Origin of the sequence: Lactiplantibacillus modestisalitolerans (genome assembly GCF_005405425.1) — a bacterium.
GTDB classification, from domain to species: Bacteria; Bacillota; Bacilli; order Lactobacillales; family Lactobacillaceae; genus Lactiplantibacillus; species Lactiplantibacillus modestisalitolerans.
This window is the reverse complement of the sequence record NZ_BJEA01000019.1, coordinates 1-19508: the sequence shown is the minus strand read 5'-3', so window position 1 is coordinate 19508 and position 19508 is coordinate 1. Positions and strand designations below refer to the sequence as shown.

General features: G+C 48.8%; 17 protein-coding genes and 1 pseudogene. 3 read left to right on the top strand and 15 right to left on the bottom strand.

Annotated elements, in window-relative coordinates; translation table 11 throughout:
- Positions 1-33: 33 nt before the first annotated feature.
- The 4 genes from murA to FFM79_RS10840 all read right to left on the bottom strand — a co-directional run bounded on the left by murA (position 34) and on the right by FFM79_RS10840 (position 4490).
- Positions 34-1314, bottom strand: coding sequence for a UDP-N-acetylglucosamine 1-carboxyvinyltransferase (gene murA, locus FFM79_RS10855; protein WP_137643501.1), 1281 nt, complete (start codon positions 1312-1314; stop codon positions 34-36).
- Positions 1315-1607: 293 nt separating this feature from the next.
- A complete protein-coding gene (gene pyrG / locus FFM79_RS10850; protein WP_137643500.1) occupies positions 1608-3218 on the bottom strand; it encodes a CTP synthase in 1611 nt (536 codons plus the stop codon).
- A 175-nt stretch (positions 3219-3393) separates the two neighbouring features.
- Entirely contained in the window at positions 3394-4005 is a 612-nt protein-coding gene (rpoE, locus tag FFM79_RS10845; RefSeq protein ID WP_137643499.1) for a DNA-directed RNA polymerase subunit delta, read from the bottom strand.
- 44 nt (positions 4006-4049) lie between these two features.
- Positions 4050-4490 (bottom strand): YwiB family protein, encoded by a 441-nt coding sequence (locus FFM79_RS10840; RefSeq protein WP_137643498.1) that lies wholly within the window; start codon positions 4488-4490, stop codon positions 4050-4052.
- Positions 4491-4719: 229 nt separating this feature from the next.
- On the opposite strand from FFM79_RS10840, the gene FFM79_RS10835 reads away from it, so the two are divergent.
- The 3 genes from FFM79_RS10835 to yidA are packed head-to-tail and all read left to right on the top strand — an operon-like array spanning position 4720 to position 7733.
- Positions 4720-5526: a lipoate--protein ligase family protein gene (locus tag FFM79_RS10835; RefSeq protein WP_225424442.1), complete on the top strand. Its 807-nt coding sequence runs from the start codon at positions 4720-4722 to the stop codon at positions 5524-5526.
- 23 nt (positions 5527-5549) lie between these two features.
- Positions 5550-6902, top strand: coding sequence for an HD domain-containing protein (locus FFM79_RS10830; protein WP_137643497.1), 1353 nt, complete (start codon positions 5550-5552; stop codon positions 6900-6902).
- A gap of 21 nt (positions 6903-6923) precedes the next feature.
- On the top strand, positions 6924-7733 hold the full coding sequence (gene yidA, locus FFM79_RS10825) for a sugar-phosphatase (protein ID WP_137643496.1): 810 nt from the start codon (positions 6924-6926) through the stop codon (positions 7731-7733).
- 471 nt (positions 7734-8204) lie between these two features.
- Here the strand turns inward: yidA and FFM79_RS10820 are convergent, their stop codons facing one another.
- The 11 genes and pseudogenes from FFM79_RS10820 to FFM79_RS12860 form a co-directional block, all read right to left on the bottom strand.
- Positions 8205-9206 (bottom strand): hypothetical protein, encoded by a 1002-nt coding sequence (locus FFM79_RS10820; protein WP_137643495.1) that lies wholly within the window; start codon positions 9204-9206, stop codon positions 8205-8207.
- An 80-nt stretch (positions 9207-9286) separates the two neighbouring features.
- Entirely contained in the window at positions 9287-10312 is a 1026-nt protein-coding gene (locus FFM79_RS10815; RefSeq protein ID WP_137643494.1) for a YdcF family protein, read from the bottom strand.
- A 79-nt stretch (positions 10313-10391) separates the two neighbouring features.
- Positions 10392-11375, bottom strand: a complete 984-nt coding sequence (locus FFM79_RS10810) for a ribose-phosphate diphosphokinase (protein ID WP_137643493.1) — start codon at positions 11373-11375, stop codon at positions 10392-10394.
- 530 nt (positions 11376-11905) lie between these two features.
- The gene (glmU, locus tag FFM79_RS10805) at positions 11906-13288 is read right to left on the bottom strand and encodes a bifunctional UDP-N-acetylglucosamine diphosphorylase/glucosamine-1-phosphate N-acetyltransferase GlmU (RefSeq protein ID WP_137643492.1); all 1383 of its coding nucleotides are present in this window, start codon (positions 13286-13288) and stop codon (positions 11906-11908) included.
- Between the two features lie 68 nt (positions 13289-13356).
- Positions 13357-14193, bottom strand: coding sequence for a pur operon repressor (gene purR / locus FFM79_RS10800; RefSeq protein ID WP_137643491.1), 837 nt, complete (start codon positions 14191-14193; stop codon positions 13357-13359).
- Positions 14194-14637: 444 nt separating this feature from the next.
- Positions 14638-15435: a metal ABC transporter permease gene (locus FFM79_RS10795; protein WP_170177449.1), complete on the bottom strand. Its 798-nt coding sequence runs from the start codon at positions 15433-15435 to the stop codon at positions 14638-14640.
- Complete coding sequence (locus tag FFM79_RS10790) at positions 15428-16129, bottom strand: metal ABC transporter ATP-binding protein (RefSeq protein ID WP_137643489.1); 702 nt, start codon at positions 16127-16129, stop codon at positions 15428-15430. The genes FFM79_RS10795 and FFM79_RS10790 overlap by 8 nt, the downstream gene beginning before the upstream one ends.
- A 775-nt stretch (positions 16130-16904) precedes the next feature.
- Complete coding sequence (locus FFM79_RS10785; RefSeq protein WP_137643488.1) at positions 16905-17849, bottom strand: alpha/beta hydrolase; 945 nt, start codon at positions 17847-17849, stop codon at positions 16905-16907.
- 147 nt (positions 17850-17996) lie between these two features.
- The gene (gene ispE / locus FFM79_RS10780; RefSeq protein ID WP_137643487.1) at positions 17997-18863 is read right to left on the bottom strand and encodes a 4-(cytidine 5'-diphospho)-2-C-methyl-D-erythritol kinase; all 867 of its coding nucleotides are present in this window, start codon (positions 18861-18863) and stop codon (positions 17997-17999) included.
- A gap of 128 nt (positions 18864-18991) precedes the next feature.
- Positions 18992-19243, bottom strand: coding sequence for a Veg family protein (locus tag FFM79_RS10775; protein ID WP_137643486.1), 252 nt, complete (start codon positions 19241-19243; stop codon positions 18992-18994).
- Between the two features lie 175 nt (positions 19244-19418).
- A pseudogene (locus tag FFM79_RS12860) lies at positions 19419-19508 on the bottom strand (IS200/IS605 family transposase); the annotation flags it as partial.

Genomic DNA, 19508 nt, shown 5'->3' with positions numbered 1-19508 from the left:
GCACTGCTCTTTCTAACTTGGTTGCGGTTGTTACTAACCTTCTGGGACTTGTTCGTCAGCGGCAATTTCAACGTCCGCTCCTAGGGAGTGGAGTTTATCAATTACCCGGTCATAACCACGGAGGATGTTATCCGCCCGCGTAATTTGCGTCGTCCCGCTGGCTGCCAGCCCAGCAATCATCAGGGCCGCGCCTGAGCGAATTTCTCCCGCTTCAACGTGCGCCCCTTGCAAGTGCGACGAGTGGCCGACAATGATGAGGTTATCTTGAAGTCGGATGTCCGCCCCCATCTTGCGCAACTGTTCAATGTGTTGCGTCCGTTGCGGATAGATGGTTTCCAGCACAACGCTGTTCCCGTTGGCCCGTAATAATAAGGGAGTCATCGGTTGCTGCAAATCCGTTGCGAAGCCGGGATAAGTTGCCGTTTTAATCCGCACCGGCGTTAAATCGCCACAGCGCGGCACGTAAATACTATCTTCGTTAATCTGTAAATCAACGCCCATTTCCAGCATCTTAGCCGTAAACGACTCCATATGTTCCGGAATCACGTTTTTCAGCAAAATACCGTCACCAACCGTGGCCGCCAACGATAAATAGGTCCCGGTCTCGATGCGATCCGGAATAATCGTGTGGGTCGCGCGGGAACGCAACGAATCCACGCCTTCAATCCGGATAACGTCCGTGCCGGCCCCCCGAATCTTAGCACCCATATTGTTCAAAAAGGTCGCCAAGTCAATAATTTCGGGTTCCTTGGCAGCGTTTTCGATGGTGGTTGTCCCGTGGGCCTTGACCGCCGCCAAAATAATATTAATCGTCGCGCCAACGGATACTACGTCAAGGAAAATCCGGGCGCCGTGTAGGCCTTCCGTACCGGTCGAAATAAAGACCGAGTCGTTTTCCTCCACAACGTTGGCCCCAAGCGCCTTAAACCCCTTAATATGCTGATCAATCGGCCGCGGGCCAATGTTATCACCACCAGGGAACGTGACCGTTGCCCGGTTAAAGCGCCCTAAAAGCGCCCCCATAAAGTAATAGGAAGCTCGTAAACTTTTAATTGCCCGGCTAGGTAGTTCGGATTCTTCAATGTGGGTTGGATCAATTGTTAAAACATCATTTTCAAAAGTGGAATGAACGTTCATTGATTTGAGAATAATTTGGAGATTATGAACGTCAAGAATATGCGGAACCGTATCGAATTGGACCGGAGTGTCTGCTAGAATCGCAGCAGGAATCAGTGCGACGGTACTATTTTTTGCGCCACCGATCGTTAATTCCCCAGAAAGTCGTTTTCCGCCATGGATAATCATTTTTTTCATAACATAACTTTCCTCGCTAAATAAGTGTCACACTGTATCATACAATCATTAACCATAATAAAGAATGTCATGCAAAAAAACAACCAATATCAGGAAACTGTAATCTTTTTGCGTCACAAAATTATCAACTTAACAATATTAATCGCTTTCATTGGGTGGTTAATTGTTCTTAGTATGGTCGTGACTAAAAAAGTGTTCAAGCTCCGAGGCTTGAACACTTTAGTTAACTTACTACCTATTTAACTTCGACTGGAATCCCTATTTCACAATGGGTTTTAGTTGCAATTCAAGTTCTACTTAACTTGACCGGTTTCGTTCGCCGCGTCAATAAAGGCCTTGAATAACCCTTCTGGGCGGTTTGGCCGGGATAAGAATTCTGGGTGGTACTGAGAAGCCACGAAGAAGCGCTTCTTCGGCAATTCAATCACTTCAACTAAGCGGTTGTCCGGTGACGTTCCAGAAAAGACCATGCCCTTAGCTGCAAAGGCTTCCCGGTACTTGTTATTGAATTCGTACCGGTGACGGTGCCGTTCCATAACAACTTCTTCGTTGTTGTAGGCAGCTGCCGCCACAGAACCGGGCTTCAACTTGCAAGGGTAAGCCCCTAAGCGTTGGGTCCCGCCCATGTTTTCAACGTCTTCTTGGTCAGCCATCAAGTCAATGATGTTATCCGGCGTATCGGGATCGATTTCAGCGGAGTTCGCATCCTTCAATCCTAAGACGTTCCGCGCAAATTCAACGCTTGCCATTTGCATCCCTAAGCAAATTCCTAAGAACGGCACGTCGTTTTCACGGGCGTAGCGAATCGCGGTAATCTTACCTTCAATCCCCCGGTCGCCGAAGCCACCCGGAACTAAAATCCCGTCGGCGTCACCAAGCAAGTCCTGAACGTTATCCGGCGTCACGTCTTCAGCTGAAATCTTTTGTAAATCAATTTCGGCATCATCCGTATAACCGGCATGTTTCAAGGCTTCAGTAACTGAAATGTAGGCGTCTTGTAACGCAACGTACTTCCCAACCAAAGCGATTTTAATTTTACGTGAAAGGTGTTGAACGTGATGTTCCAAGTCAACCCATTCGCTCATATCCGCCTTCGGTGCGTCAATACCAAAGTGGTCTAAGACAATTTGGTCCATGTTTTGCTTCTGCACGTTCAATGGAATCGAGTAAATTGTCTTAACGTCTAAGGATTCAATAACCGCTTCTGGTTCCACGTCACAGAATAACGCAATCTTATTCCGCATTTCCTGCGTAATTGATTGTTCCGTCCGAACGACTAACATATTCGGCTGAATCCCATAACTCCGCAATTCCTTAACGGAATGTTGCGTTGGCTTGGTCTTCATTTCGCCAGCCGCCCGCAAGTACGGAATTAAAGTCGTGTGGATATAGAAGACGTTGTCTGAACCGAGGTCACTCTTCATTTGACGAAGGGCTTCGATAAATGGCAAGGATTCAATATCCCCAACCGTCCCACCAATTTCCGTGATGACGATGTCAGCATCGGTTGTGGTCCCGGCCCGTAAAACCTTTTCCTTAATGGCGTTCGTGATGTGTGGAATAACTTGCACCGTCGCACCGAGGTAATCTCCCCGCCGTTCCTTTTGTAGAACTTCTGAATAAATCTTACCGGTCGTAACGTTGGAATACTTGTTCAAATTAATGTCAATGAACCGTTCGTAATGCCCTAAGTCCAAGTCCGTTTCGGTCCCATCATCGGTTACGAAGACTTCCCCGTGTTGATAAGGACTCATCGTACCAGGATCAACGTTAATGTACGGATCAAACTTTTGAATGGTGACCTTTAAGCCCCGGTTTTTTAATAACCGCCCTAACGAGGCCGCAACGATCCCTTTACCAATTGACGAAACAACGCCACCAGTTACAAAAATATATTTGGTCATGTGATAACTCCTTAAAGATTTATTTCGTGGGGTGTGGATAAAATAAAGAAAACTCCCTATTCCATCCAGAATAGGGAGCTAATTTCGTTCGTTTGTCTCTGACCATCAGACCAGAGAGCCCAAATAAGATAATACAAGGAGATTGCCTATTCGTCAAGGCAAAAACTTAAAGAATCTATTTGTTCTCTTCGTCATCATCGTCATCGTAGTCGTCATCATCATCGTCATTTAATTCTGATAATTGACCTTCGATACCGTCCGGTAACGCTTCGTCGGCCGCGTTGTCATCGTCATCGTCGACCCCAGCAAGTTCATCATACTTACCATTGCCTTCAGAATCGTCCGCGTCACTTGACTGTTCGTCATCGTCCTCATAATTATCGTCGTCTTCCGGATCATCGTCGTCGTAATCAATGACATCGTCATCGTCGCCGGCGTCAGCCAAGAAGGCGTTGACCTTTTTACGCTTTTTACGTTTTGGCCGATCATCGTCTTCATCATCATCAGTATGAATAACGGCCTCATCGATCGATTCGAATGGGTACCATGCACGCAGGCCCCACATATTGTCACCGAGTGAGATGAAACTACCGTCGATGTTCAGATCGGTATAAAATTGTGATAAACGCTCCCGAATTTCTTCGTCGCTTTTACCCAAATAAGATTGCACGGCGTTGGTTAGATCGGCAAACGCCATTACATCGCCATGTTGTGACAAAATTGCATGGGCAACCTCAATTAAAGATAATTCGGACTTCTTTTGTCCATCAAATTGTTTTAGTTCCAAACTGGTGCACGTCCTTTCCGCAGTTTACAGTTCATCATACCAAATTAAGCAGTGAATTGCAATCGCAACTTATAGTTCCCTAACAGCTGCTCACCCGCGTATAAATCGTAGTCCACGTTCACCGCACCGGAGAACGGCCGTTCACGTAAACGGACTTGTAACATTGGCGTAACGGTCTCCACCGGTAAGATGCCCATTGGAGTTTGGTAGTGCGCCCGCACCCGCTTACCGTTTGAGAAATGTAATCGAAGCCGGTTTTCGGCGCTCCGAGTCAGCACAACGTCGCCGTTCGCCGCTAACTTAATCGTTACTGGAATCGGGTCGGGCTGGTCATCACTAACTTCTTTATACCGTAAATAAAAAGCGCTCCCCATTTGTACGAGCTGACCGTCAACATCGAGCGCATAATCAGCCGCTTCACCGTCTTGTACGGCCCGCGTTTCTAAGTGAATTGCCACGGGCACGCCGGTTGTTAAATCATCCATGCTTGGTTCCTCCTATATCGACCAGTCGGCCAGGTGGTTACCGACTGGTTGCCACAAGTTTTTTTATCAACAGGACCCGTCACGGTCACTGGTCAACTTCCCCCTAATTATAAGCCATTCCAATTAAAATGCCCAAAAATCCACCTAAACTACCGTCAGAACTGCGAGGCGCCCCGATAACGAGTATAATAATGGTATGAACCGATTATTTTGTCCGGGGTGATTTATTTTGACGCAACCAACCATTGCAACGCTCAGCCAACAATACGAGCCGGCGGCAATGTTAGATAGCTTTGCTTACACTAACGCGCTCCTTTGGCTCACTGCCAACCGCGCCCAACCAATCGTGCACTTTTGGCAATTATCCCATACCGTAATTTTAGGGTTACTTGACCAACAGCTCCCACACCTACAAGCCGGGCTCACCACGCTTCATCAGGCCGGCTACCAGACCTTACTACGTAATTCCGGCGGCTTAGCAGTGGTCGCCGACGCCGGCGTTTTAAACGTTTCGTTGTTTATTCCGGCGCCCCGCGACCGCTACTCAATTGACGCGGCCTACCAGTTAATGGTCGATTACGTGCGGGCGGTTTGGCCAACTTTACCGATTGAAACCGGGGAAATTACCCAGTCCTACTGCCCAGGCGACTACGACCTCAGCATTCGGGGGAAAAAGATTGCGGGTATGTCGCAACGGCGGACCGCCGACGCACTGGTCATTATGCTGTACGTTAGCATTAACGGCAATCAGGATCAGCGGAGCAACCACGTCCACGACTTCTATCAGGCCAGCTTAGCTGGCGCTAGCGATCCACGTTTTCCAACCGTTGATCCCGCGGTCATGACGACCGTTACCGACCAGCTTGGGCAACCCCTCACGGTCGCAACGGCTGAACAACGCTTCCGCGCCGTCCTCGCAACGCACGGACAGGTCGATTCAACCAGCCTACCGCGTTTAACTGAGGAACCCGAATTTCAGGCACACCTCAGCCGGGCTTACCAAGACATGCAACGGCGCCAGCAGCGCTTGCATTAATCCTGACGAACGGAGGAATTAACGTGACTTATCGTCAACAATTACTACCAATGGAAAAGGTCTTTCGCGACCCCGTTCACGACTACGTGTACGTCCAGCACCAAGTTATTTTAGATTTAATTAACACGTCGGAGTTCCAACGTTTACGGCGCATCAAGCAACTCGGAACCACCTCGCTAACCTTCCACGGTGCGGAGCATTCCCGCTTCGGTCACTGTTTAGGCGTCTACGAAATCACCCGCCGGATTTGTGACAACTTCGAACGCAACTACCCGAGTCAGCACCCGGGTGACGGCGGGTGGGACGATCACGAACGCTTAGTCGCACTGTGCGCTGCGCTTCTGCATGACATCGGCCACGGTCCGTACTCCCATACGTTTGAGCACATTTTCCACACCGACCACGAAGCGCTAACGGCTCAAATTATTACTTCGCCAGCTACCGAGGTCAATCACGTTTTACGGCAGGTAGCACCCGATTTTCCCGAACAGGTAGCCGCCGTCATTCAAAAAACGTACCCCAATCCGCAAGTTGTCCAAATGATTTCAAGTCAAATCGACGCGGACCGGATGGACTACCTGTTACGCGACTCCTACTTTACGGGAACCAACTACGGTAACTTCGATTTGACCCGCATCTTGCGGGTGATGCGCCCCTACCGCGGTGGCATCACCTTCGCCATGGAAGGGATGCACGCGGTCGAAGATTACATCGTCAGCCGTTTTCAGATGTACATGCAAGTCTACTTCCACCCGGTTTCACGCTCAATGGAAGTGATTTTAAACCACCTCTTGGAACGCGCTAACGAACTCTATCAAAATAAATCGGTCGATGCCGAAGCGACGCCGCACATGCTACTCCCATTTTTCAATCACCACTTCACGCTTGAAGATTACCTCCGGTTAGATGACGGCGTTTTAAACACGTATTTTAACCATTGGCGTGACAGTCGTGACAGTATTTTAGCCGACCTAGCAACCCGCTTCCTAGACCGCCGCCCATTGAAATCTGCCCGGGTGACCGCGCTCACGCAGCCAGTCATTCCCGAACTTCAGCAGTTAATCGAACAGGCCGGTTTTGATAGTCACTATTACACCGACGTCAACGATAGCTACGACTTACCGTACGACGCCTACGATCCCAAAATGAAGAAGCCCCGCACACAGATCGAATTAATGCAAAAGGACGGCTCGCTACTCGAACTATCGACCGTCAGCGACCTCGTTCGGGCCATCACCGGGAAGGTCTCCGGCGATCAGCGCTTCTTCTTCCCGAAGGAAATGCTCGGCCAAAACGCCGATAGCGACCTTTTTAAGCCCGTTTACCAAGAGTTCCAGCAGTATATTTTAAACGACCGCCTCGTTTTACCACGCTAACTAAAATTTGGAGGAACCTACATGTCAATCAAAATTATTGCCATCGATATGGACGGCACCCTATTAAACGAACACAGCGCCCTGAACCCCGCCACGATTAAAGCGGTTAAAGACGCAAGCGCCCAAGGCATCAAAGTGGTCATTTGTACCGGCCGGCCCCTAAGTGGGGTGACCCCGTTCCTTGAGCAACTGGACTTACAAGGCGATGACAACTACGTGATTACGTTTAACGGCTCCATGGCGCAAACCGTCACTGGTAAAATCATCACGAGCCATACGGTTACCCACGAAGATTACATCGACATCGAAGCGCTGAGCCGTAAGTTAAACATTCACTGTCACGTGGAGAGTGAAGATCACATTTACACGGCCAACCGCGATATCAGCCCCTACACGGTTGGTGAAAGCTCACTAGTTAATATGCAAATTCGCTACCGAACCAGTGAAGAAATGCGACCAGACTTGCCAATCGTTAAATGTATGTACATTGACAAACCTGAACTACTCAGCGCGGCAATCAAGCAGATCCCTCAAAGCTTCTACGACCGCTTCTACATCGTCCAATCCGAACCATACTTCTTGGAGTTCATGAACGCTAACGCAAGTAAGGGTCAAACTCTAAGCGCCCTCGCCGATTACCTTCACGTAAACGTGGACGAAGTCATGGCGATTGGTGACCAGGGAAACGACCTCTCGATGATTGAATATGCCACCCACGGCGTGGCCATGGGCAATGCCATCCCAGCAGTTAAGCAGGCCGCTAAATACGAAACCAAAACCAACGTTGAAGACGGCGTCGCCCACGCCATCCGGACTTGGGCGTTGAACTAAGGTGCTATGCCAATTAGTGTTAATATGCCGCCAGCAGCGGGTGTCACCGGTTGGCTGGAACACTGCGGGCATCGATTTGAGCTCACTCAGAAAAACACGGAGCAATCTCAAATTCGAGCCTTATTCTAAGCCGGAAGAACGGCACTTCCGACTAAGAATAATTTCGCAGTTTAGCCATGGTGACACCCACTACTGGCTGGACTGGCCCTTATTACTGAGTTCCATGGGTTACTTTAGCAAACCTCAATTAATGCAGATGATGCTTAATAGACTAAATTAGGCGCAGACTTACTCGCTGATTTTGATCATCGCAGCAATTTTATTGGCAAATTCAACTGATGACTTTTTTGCAAATCAGCAGCCCCTATCATAAAGCCAAACAAAAACGCTCAGTTCGCGGCTAATTGCCGTTAACTGAGCGTTTTTTTGGAAATCCCGCGCCCCTGACCGGGGGCGGTTCCGCGTCTTTTTTCAATAAGCTTCAAAATCGCCAGCTTCGTTTTGCTTCGTTACCCGCCCGCTATCTGGGTAGTAACGGTAAGTGTCGGTCGTCTGCGACGCCGATTGACCCGTTTGATCCGCGGGAATCACGACGATTTGATAATATTCCGGCGTTTGCTTAGTCAGCTCGAACTCGGTATCGTTGGCAAAGTTGCCTCCGGCCGCGTCCTGAAACTGCTTCACAATGTCCGCCGTTGTCAACGTTTGGTCACCACTAGTTGTCGAACTTGAACTCGTTGCATCCGCAGAGCTCGTCGCCGTACTACTGGTTTTCGACGATTGCGTTTCGCTGGCCGTTGAACTAGTCACGCTCGATGACGTCGAATCCGCCACCGCTGAACTGGTACTCGATGAGGCGGACACCGTCGAACTTGGTTCCGTTGAACTCGTTGATTGCGACGCCTCGTAGTTCATAATTGCTTGTTTCATGGCCAACGCTTGTTTTTGTAGCTGTTTAATTACCGGATGCACACTGGCTAACCGGTCTAATTTATCGATATTGTTCTTAGCAGTCGTTAAATTGTGCATACTTAACTCATCGCGGGCCGCGTTGTAATAACCGTTAGCCGCTTTAACCGCTTGATATTGACGTTCTAACTTCTGACGGGCATTGATAAAGGCCGCATCATCCGTTTCTTGATAACTACTTAAGGTTGCAAAATAACCCTTGGCGGTACTGAGCTGGTTTTGATCAAGTGCATCGGCCGCTTGTTGATAATAACGCAACCCGGTTGCTAAGTTCGTAACCGCCGTACTTGGGTTTGAAGCTTGCGCCAACGTTTTTCGCGCAGCGGCGACCTTTCCACGTTCAATCTGCTGATCCGCCTTCGTCAGGACCGCGCTTGAACGTCCGATCGGCGTTGCCGAAGTTGTGGTTGCACCACCGGTAGTTTTGGTACAACCTGAAAGCATCACCACCCCAATCAGGGCGATGAGTACTAAGTACCAAGGTGATCGATAGGCTCGTTCCACGGCAAACCCCTCCTTTTATCCCGTCTATTATACCATTATCTGCGTTCAAACGATTTTTATTTCCCGCAGCCCCCATGATTTTAAACTATCTTTAAAAACAATAAAACGTACCAGCTACTCAACGCAACGACGATACCCAGATTAGGCCAGCGGTACAGTAAAATCAGCGCTAAGTATTCTCGAAACATTGCAAATGGCAGGTAATACCACGGCGTTGGCGCCCCAATTCCCCTTAAATTGAGGTGTAGTTGCCGCGCAAAGATATTCGCCCGTAACACGTGGTAATTACTCGTTACAAAAACCGCCCGGTAAAACGGGTGCCGCCGCACAATCAACTGGTGCGAAAAGCGTAAGTTCTCAAACGTCGTGGTCGACTGATCCTCTTCCTGAATCGCATCCCGCGGAATCCCTTGACTGACCAAGTATTGGCGCATCGCTGTACTTTCCGCCATCACCTCATCACTGCCCTGACCACCCGAAACAACGATGGTCATCGGGTGGTGGTACTTGGCCCGCTGCTTACGGTAGTACTTCGCCGCCGTATTCAACCGGTAACGCAGCGTTGGCGTTGGTTGGCCATCCGGCATCAAACCGGCTCCCAACACGATGATCTCGTCAATTTGGTGCCGGCGGCCCAGCCGCGTCGTTAGGCAGGCCACCAAGTACGCAAAGAAACTAAAGGTGAAATAAACGGTCAACACAACCGCTAACCCCAAGACTTGCCATAACTTAGTTGAATGCCACCGGCTCAAATTAAGTGCGGATAAAGCCAGCATTCCGACCATTACCGCACCCACGAGGGCCAGCAAACTGTAGTGAAAGAGCCACCCTTCTTTACGAATGAGCCGGTAACTGTAACGAATAAAGCTAATCCCAACAATTAGGACCACTAGTGGGAATAAGCCGTACGCAGCAACCTTGACCCCCACCAAGAAAAATTGCCAAAGCGGGCTGGGCTGCTCGTTCAAGTGGCGGTAAGCCACCCAAATAAAACTTAATCCCGCAAATAAAAACAAGTGTCCGGTCAGCCAGTGCCGCCGGTCAGTTAACTGAAGCGTCACCGCAGCCGCTAACGCGACGCTTCCCCAATAAAATATCCAGTCCATTGCAACCCCCTTTAATTTTTAAACCCGCGTCAAAAAAGCGCCAAGCTGGTCACCCCAACTTGACGCTCTCATTAACGACTTAGTGTTGTTCCTCGTTATGGAACCGGTTCTTAAATAACGGACTAACCGGCTTGTTTTCGTGGATAAATTTAATGGCTTGACCCATTAACTGACCAACGGAAACTTGCACGATTTTGTCAATTTGCTTTTCAGCAGGTAACGCAATTGAGTCCGTCACAATTAACTTTTTAATTGGCGACTTTTCAATGCGTTCGATTGCGGGACCCGAAAGGACGGGATGAGTACAGCTTGCATAAACTTCAGTTGCCCCAGCATCCATTAAGGCTTGCGCCCCAAGGGTAATTGTCCCGGCCGTATCAATCATATCATCAATCATGATGGCCCGTTTGCCCTTAACATCACCAATGATGTTCATGACTTCGGCAACGTTTGCCCGTGGCCGCCGCTTATCAATAATGGCAATTGGCGCCTTCAAGAATTCAGCGAGTTTCCGTGCCCGGGTCACCCCACCATGATCCGGCGAAACAACAACGGCGTCTTCATCCAAGTGATGGTTCAGGAAGTAGTCAGCCAACAGTGGCGCACCCATTAAATGATCCAATGGGATATCGAAGAAGCCTTGGATTTGAGCAGCATGCAAGTCCAGCGCCAAAATCCGAGTTGCGCCCGCCGTTTCCAGCATGTTCGCAACTAGCTTAGCAGTGATTGGTTCGCGAGAGCGGGCCTTACGATCTTGACGCGCATACCCGTAATAAGGAATAACCACGTTAATCGTCTTAGCACTGGCACGCCGCAACGCGTCAATCATAATCAACAATTCCATTAAATTGTCATTAACCGGTGCGGAAGTTGATTGAATGATGTACACTTGGTCACCACGAATACTTTCCTCAATGTTAATGCGAATTTCGCCATCACTAAAGCGATCAACCGAGGTTTTACCTAATTTAACGCCCACGGCCTCCGCAATTTTTTCTGCCAATGGTTTATTTGAATTCAAAGCAAAAATCTTTAACTTTGGATCAAAATACTGTTCTGACATAATTTCCTCCATTCGAAAACTTATTACTTACTAAATAATAGGCATTTTAGCGTTGAAAATCAAGCCCTTGCATGAGTTATAAATTGCGTGAGACTGGGCTAGATGCGCGACTGGGCGCATTCCAGCCCAACTAACCGTATAAAAGATTAAAGTTTCGTGAGCTTTCACGGGTTAACCGGTTGCCCAGGCCCGAATCCGAACGTTATCACCAATGGTAACGCTATCCTTCATCCCTAATTTAGTTTCGACTATCAAGGGCATTTTTTAGCAGGCCGTCGTTTTTTTTAGCAAAAAACCGTTCAAACGCACCCTAATTCGTGGTTGAACGGTTCTTTATGATCTTATAGGCGTTGCTAGTCCGCTGGCGTGTTACCCCAGCTGGCTAGCTCCGCAACGTTTCTCGGCCTTATAGCCGAAACGTGTTCGGCCCAGCTTGGTCCTGCGGTTAGCTACGCCAGCGGCACCATGCACAACCCGCACAGCGCCGCTGGCTAGGCTAATTCTCAGATCAACCCGCTGGGCCTCACACTCTACATATTTTCCTTCTCATGCGGCAACTTTTTCCAATAATCTGGCTTATTCGTCTGCCGCGCCCGCGCAATCGCCATATCATGGAAGTTCACATCGTCCGTAATCGTCGATCCCGCCGCGATGAACGAATGGTCCGCCACCTCAACCGGCGCAATAATGTTCGAATTACTCCCGATAAAGGCCGAATCACCCACGTTTGTATGGTGCTTATTAACCCCATCATAATTGATGAAGACCACCCCACAACCAACGTTGATATCCTTACCAAGCGTTGCATCACCCACATAAGTTAAGTGACCAACCTTCGTCCGTGCACCAATTTGAGCCTTCTTCACTTCCACAAAGTTACCTAAGTGAACGTGTTCGCCAATTTCCGCCTGCGGACGCAAATGACTATAAGGACCAATGTTACTATCTTGATGCATAATCGAATCTTCCAGGAAGGAAGCCGTTACCCGAACGCGATCCTCAATAACCATATCGTGGATTTCAGAGTGCGCGCCGATGAAGCAATCTTCACCAATCGTTGTCTTTCCCTTAATAACGACACCGGGTTCAATAATCGTATCGGCACCAATCTTAACGCCCGCATCAATGTAAGTTGCATCGGGGTCAATAATTGAAACGCCGTCTTCCATGTGCTGTTCGTTAATCCGCCGTTGCATGACCTTCGTCGCCGTTGCTAACGCGGAACGGGTATTGACACCCATGGATTCATCAAAATCAGCCATCCGGTAAGCCGCAACCACGTCACCCTGGTCCTTCATGATTTGAATCACGTCAGTCAGGTAATATTCCCCCTGGGCGTTATCGTTCGTCACTTGGTGGAGGGCCGCAAACAACTTCTGGTTATCAAAGCAATAAACCCCGGTGTTGATTTCGTGGATTTTCCGTTCCTCTTCACCAGCATCCTTTTGTTCAACAATTTTTTCAACAATCCCTAAGTGGTTACGAACAACCCGGCCATAACCTTGAGGATCCGGGGCGTCGGAAGTCAAAATCGTACCGGCCGCACCCTTAGCTTGGTGGTATTCAAATAGTTCTTCAAACGTTTCCGCCCGAAAAAGCGGGGTATCACCACTGACGATCAGTGTCATACCGTCCGCATCTTTTAAAAGTGGTTCTGCTTGTAATACGGCGTGACCAGTCCCCAACTGTTCCGTTTGCGCTGCGTACTTCGTGCGCGCACCCAACGCCCGTTCAACGTCATCCGCACCGTGACCAACGATGGTGACAATGTTATTCATGTGCGTCGCTTCAACCTGGGTCAAAACGTGGTCTACCATTGATTTTCCACAAACTTGATGCAAAACTTTTGCTAATTTTGATTTCATCCGGGTACCCTTACCGGCTGCCATGATGATTGCGTTCTTAGTTGTCATTGAAAAATATCCCCTTAGTTTCTAGTTAATTCCATCATACCAAAAAATTGGTCTGGGTAACATATCACTTATGCTTCAAGCCCAAAAACCTTTTCCAAATAGTTCCCAGCAACGACTTTAATGTCCTTATCACTATCATTAACACTCGTTACTCGTAACAAAGAGGTATAGTCGTCAATTAACCGGTTACCGGCAAAAGCTGCCTCAGCAAACACGGTAATCCCAATCAAATTAGCGTCGAATTCTTCAATCAACGTCTTCATCCCGTTGATCGTGCCGCCACCCTTCATGAAGTCGTCAACAATCAGCACGTTTGCACCCTCTGAAAGACTGCGTTTGGAGAGCTCCATTTTCTTAATTCGTTCGGACGAACCAGACACGTAGTTCACGCTAACCGTTGAACCTTCGGTAATCTTAGAATCATTCCGCACGATTACAAACGGTACGTCGAGGTAGGTCGCAACGCTTTGGGCAATCGGAATCCCCTTAGTCGCAACGGTCATCACGGCATCAATCCGTTGGTTTAAATACTGAGTCGCAATGACCCGGCCAACTTGGCGCAAAATGTCGGGCTGACCTAAGATGTCAGACAAATACACGTAACCGCCCGGCAAAACCCGGCTCTTGTCGGCAACTTTAGTCGCCATTTCATCAATAAAGGTTTGCGCTTCTTCCTTTAAAATATAGGGAATGAACCGCGCCCCCCCAGCAGCACCAGGAATCGTTTCTAAAATCCCGGTTCCGCGCATTTGGAAAACCTTCTTCAAAATTGTTAAGTCTTCACTAATAGATGATTTAGCTGATTCGTATCGTTCCGCAAAAAATGTTAATGAGACCAACGTGTGTGGCCGTTCTAGTAAGTAACGCGTCATATCGATCAAGCGCTCACTTCTTCTTACTTTCATGTTGTTCTTCAACCCCGTTCATATTTTTCAAGTCTAGTCAAAATCATAACACAAACGTTCGGAAATTAGGTAACTTTTTGACACCTTTTTCGTAAATAGTCGGAATCTATCCGGATTTAAGATAAATTTAGTAAAATCAACCATCGATTATAACTAAATTGAGAACAATAAAAATACTATTGACTAAATACAGCATAAATTATGAAGGACCCAAAAAGTGAGTGTGCCAAACGTCGGTTAGCTGGTGAGCATTAACGGCGGAAGACGAATAATCCTGGGCTTGGCTTGTTTGACTTACGGGGTTAAGCGGAGCTAGCTGACTTTTGGCGCCCGTTTCGGCTATTAAGATTCGCAACCCAAAAAAAGACCGCGACGAAAGTCACAGTCTTTTTGGGTCTCTGAATGGTAATAATCGAAACGGGTAGTAGAAGTCAGCGAAACCCGCTAACTACCGACGTGTAGGCGCTGATAACCTAACGCGCCGAAATAAAAGAGGCATTCAATCGCGGCAATGAAGAAGCTGACTGGTAAATTAGTCACGTAACTGAGGTACAGTCCGAGCCACACACCAATTAGCGCAAAACCAATCGCTAAGAAAATCATTTTGCTGACGGTGTGCACGAAGTAGCGGGCTGCGGCCGCCGGTAAGGTCAGCAGAATAAAAATTAACAGTGACCCCACGATTTGCGCAGCAACGCTGACGCTCATCGCAACTAACACTAAGAAAACCACCGAAATCGCCGTAGTCCACAAGCCGCTGACCCGCGCGCCAATCGCGTCAAACGAATCAAACTTAAGTGGCCGGTAAAGCGCCAGCATCACGACTAGCACAATCGCGGACAGCACGGCCACACGTAATACGTCGGTATTCGCGATTCCAATCACACTCCCAAACAAAATGCTGGTTGCATAACTAGACGTTTGTTTCGAAAGCGAGAGAAATAAAATTCCCAGCCCGATAAAGAGCGCCGAAATCGCTGAAATCGAAGCCTCGCGCCGAGATTGTTTAACACTCATTTGGCCCACAATCACGGAACTAACGACCGTAAAAATCAGCATTCCGCTAAGGGCGGTCCAGCCCATAAAAATCCCAAAGGCGGCCCCGGCAAACCCAATTTCTGATAAGGTATGCGTCAGAAATGAAAGGTTACGGGCAATGACAAACACCCCAATCGTGCCACAAATAATGGCAATGAACGTCCCAGCAAAGTAGGCGTTGCGCATAAAGGCTAAACTAAACATTGAGAGCATCGCTGGCCTCCTTCAACTGTTCCACGGACATGTCCGCCACCCGACCGTATTCTTGTTGCCCCGGTCGCAAAGCCAAATAGTGTTTACCATACTTCTTAGCTAGTGGCAAATCGTGGGTGACAAACAGGACGGTAATTTGGCTCGTCTGATTTAAATTTTGAACCAAATCAAGCAATTCATACTTCATTTCGTTATCTAAGCTCGCGGTTGATTCATCCAAAATCAAGAGTTGAGGTTGTTGCACAATCGCCTGCGCGAGGTAGGCCCGCTGCTTTTCGCCCCCCGACGCCATTCCGAGCGGGCGTTGGCGAATTTTTTTCAGGTTGGTCACTGCTAAGGCTGTCATTACTTGGCGGTGTTCCGCCTTTGATAGCCACGGCCGCCAGCCCTTTAAATTCAGCCCGACGAAGTCTTCGATCGTCAGCGGATATTCTTGGTCTAAGTTCCGAAATTGGGGAACGTAACCAATTTTGATGGCCTTTTTATTCGGATAATAGTTGATTGCGCCCGCGGTGGGCTTTAATAAGCCAAGCAGCGCGCGAATCAGGGTCGTTTTGCCGACCCCGTTTTCCCCAATCACGGTCAGGAAGTCACCGGTTGGGATGTCAAAATTTAAGTCCTTAAACACGTGGTTATTTGGAAAAGTAATTGCTAGGTGCTGGACGGCAATTAAGGGTTCCGTCATCTTGTTACCCCCATCTTTCAAAGTAAATAGTAATCATTACTGTTTTAGTTTACCTGAAAGTCGGTATTTGTCAAGAGTGTGAGGCCAGGCGGGTTGGTATTGAGCATTGCCTAGCTAAGGCGGTGTCGCGGGTTATGCGATGGCGACTTAGCGTAGCAAGCGCAGATGCCAGCCTGGCCGAACACGTTTCAGCTATAAGGCAGAGGAGCCGTCGCGGGGTTGTGCATGGGGCCGCTGGCGTAGCTAACCGCAGGACCATGCTGGGCCGAGCACGTTTCAGCTATAAAGCATAGAAGCAGCGCGGGTTATGCGATGGCGGCTTAGCGTAGCAAGCGCAGATGCCAGCCTGGCCGAACACGTTTCGCAAGAGTGTGGAAGACCAACGGGTTGACGCCGAGCACTGTCTAGCCATCGGCATGACGTGGGCTGTGCGTCGTGTCGGTGGCATAGCAGGCGCAGGCGTCAGTTGGTCTGGAGCACGTTTCAGCTATATTGCAGAAAATCCGCAAGCTCAAACACACTTCAACATTCACCATCTAAAAAGAAAGCGAGCGCGGCCCCCACCATATCGTTGATTATTATTACAGATTAAAAAAGAAGCTGTGACCTTAGTCACAACCTCTTGTATCTCGCCGAATCTTAATAGCCGAAACGCGCACTAGCCAACCGGCTACACCCGCTGCTGGCGGCAATCGCAACCCTAATTAACTAAATGATTACAGCTTTAAGGTCCAATTAAATTTACATCTTATCATTTAAGCAGTCCCATTCAATTTCAAGCCAAACCAACTTCTTCACGCAAAAATTCGTCAACCACGTCCTGATACCGACTCGGATGGGTCCGAATCGCTTGAACGTGACCCGCCTGCGGATCAATATAAAGCCCTTTTTGTTGCGGTAATAAGTCGTATAAGCGACGGGCGTTTCGAACCGGAACGGTTTTATCCAGTCCACCGTGAATCATTAAAATTGGTAAACCACTCGCTGCAACTTGGTGAAGCATCTGCCCATCCGTGAACGCGTAGCCGGCGCGCATCCGGGCAATCCGGTTAGCCATCGGCATGATTGGGTAGACCGGTAAGTGAAATTTATGCGCAACCCGAAACTTCGCTTCATCGTAAAGATCCGCATAACCGCTATCCTCAATAACGGCCTTAACGTTAGCGGGGAGCGGCTCACCACTGGCCGCCATGACGGTTGCAGCCCCCATTGAGATTCCCATTAATACAATTTCAATTTGCGACCCGAGCCGGTTAACCGCCAAGGTAACCCACCGCTGATAATCTAAGCGGTCAAGCCAACCGTAACCAATCGTGTGGCCCTCACTATCCCCGAAGGAACGCGCATCGGGCATCAGAACGGCGTAGCCCAAGCCCATAAAAATCCGCGCATACGGAATCATTTGTTCCCGGGAGTGACCCAGGCCATGGGCCAAAATTACTAACCGCCCTTTTGACTGGGGATTAGGTAAGTAAGTGGCAACCAGCTTCAAACCGTCGTGTGAACGAACGGACCAACTTTCCTTCGGCTGCTTCTCGTACCAAAAATTTTCAATCTCCGTATTTTCGGCGTGTGACAACCACTGACCACGGCGTTTTTGATCATCATTAACGTGCATCGCCGCCCGGTAGGCGATTGCGCCTCCGGCCAGCGCTCCCGCGTAAGCCGCAACTCCCGCAGCGCCCGCAAGTTTTAATCCTAATTTCGTTGTTAACTTCATTAGCCCACCCCATTTCAAGAACAACCACTTCTAATTGGTTGCGTTTCCATTTGCTTTAATTCTAGTTAAGCACAGATAGCCGGCGAACGCTCGTGAAACGAACGTTACAAAGCAAAAAATGAGCCCGCACGCTTGCCGACTCACCGTTTAGTGCTCGATTAAATTAATTGGCCGAACTAAGTAGGCCTCGCGGCAAAAACCCTTTAGCGAGTTATAAACCCGCTGTGCCCGCGACTGCTTACGACAAATGCCGAAGACGGTCGGACCAGTCCCACTCATCTGAGCAGCGTCCGCACCAAACGTTAGCAATTGCTGCTTAATCGCCATGATTTCTGGATAGCGTTTCGCCGTAATTGGCTCCAGCACGTTACCCATATTCGCGAAAATCTGATGGGCATCGCCAGCTTCAATTCCAGCTAGTAACGCCTGAATATCGGGATGCGTCGTTAACTGATCGTAATCGATTTGCCGTAAAATGTTCGGCGTTGAAACGCTCATTTTCGGCTTGGCAACCACAATCCACATCGGCGGTAATTTTGGCAATGGCCGCACCACCTCACCCTTCCCAGTGACGTGCGCCGTCTGACTGTAAACGCAGTACGGAACGTCCGAATCAATTTTTAACCCGAGTTGTGCCAACGTCGGTAAGTCGAGGCCCAGGTTCCACATTCGGTTTAGCCCGCGTAACACGGCGGCCGCATCCGAAGAGCCCCCACCCAAACCGGCGGCAACCGGAATGACCTTTTTGATCGTAATCCGGACACCCGTGTGAACGTGGCAGTGCCGCTTGAGAACGCTGACCGCTTGAAACGCCAAGTTACGCCGATCATTCGGTAAAAAGCCGCTATCCGTTACGACCTCAATCCGGTTCGTTGGGAGCGTCTCTAACTGAACGTAGTCGGCTAAGTCGACCGAAGCCATCACCATGTCCCATTCCTTTTCGCCACTCTGATGTTCAAATAACGTATCCAGTCCTAAGTTAATCTTGGCTGGTGCTTTTTCGACAAGTTGCACGCGTCTCACCCTCTTCCATGACCGCGGTGACCGGGTCGTTGGTTACTTTGATACAATTATACTAATATCAAGGCAAAATAAAAAGACCTTGCTGGGGGTCTTAATATTGAGAATTCACGTGACGCGAATTAGGCTTCAGTTGTTTCGTCGTCGAAGGCGATTTGAACGTTTTTAGTTAAAACGTCGGTGTAACTATAGGAGACCCGTTCAAATGCGTTTTCTTGTTGATCTAAATCTACAACGAATACGGAACGGTAGGTTTCCCGTAAAACACCGTGACGTTCAGTGGTCTTCTTACGCCCGGCTTGCGCAACGACTTTCATTCGTTGGCCGATCCGCGAGTCGAGTTTATCTTTAATTGCAGCTAGTGAAATTGGCATTCAGAATCCTCCTCATGAAAGTAACTATACTAGCTTTTTTCAAAAAAGTCAATATTATATCACAAGGTTTTCCAATGTGCAACTATTTTATGACGGAGCCTAACTCCCACATCTCAGTAGCCAAGGCGCAAGCTCGGTACTTTAGTGCCGAGATGAAGCCAAACGAAAAGTAACGTTAGTTGCCCTTCTTAGAGGGACGGCCAGCGTTGCTTTTTTCTGTACGTTGATTGTTAATGTATTCTTCGACAACTTGCTTAGACATTTC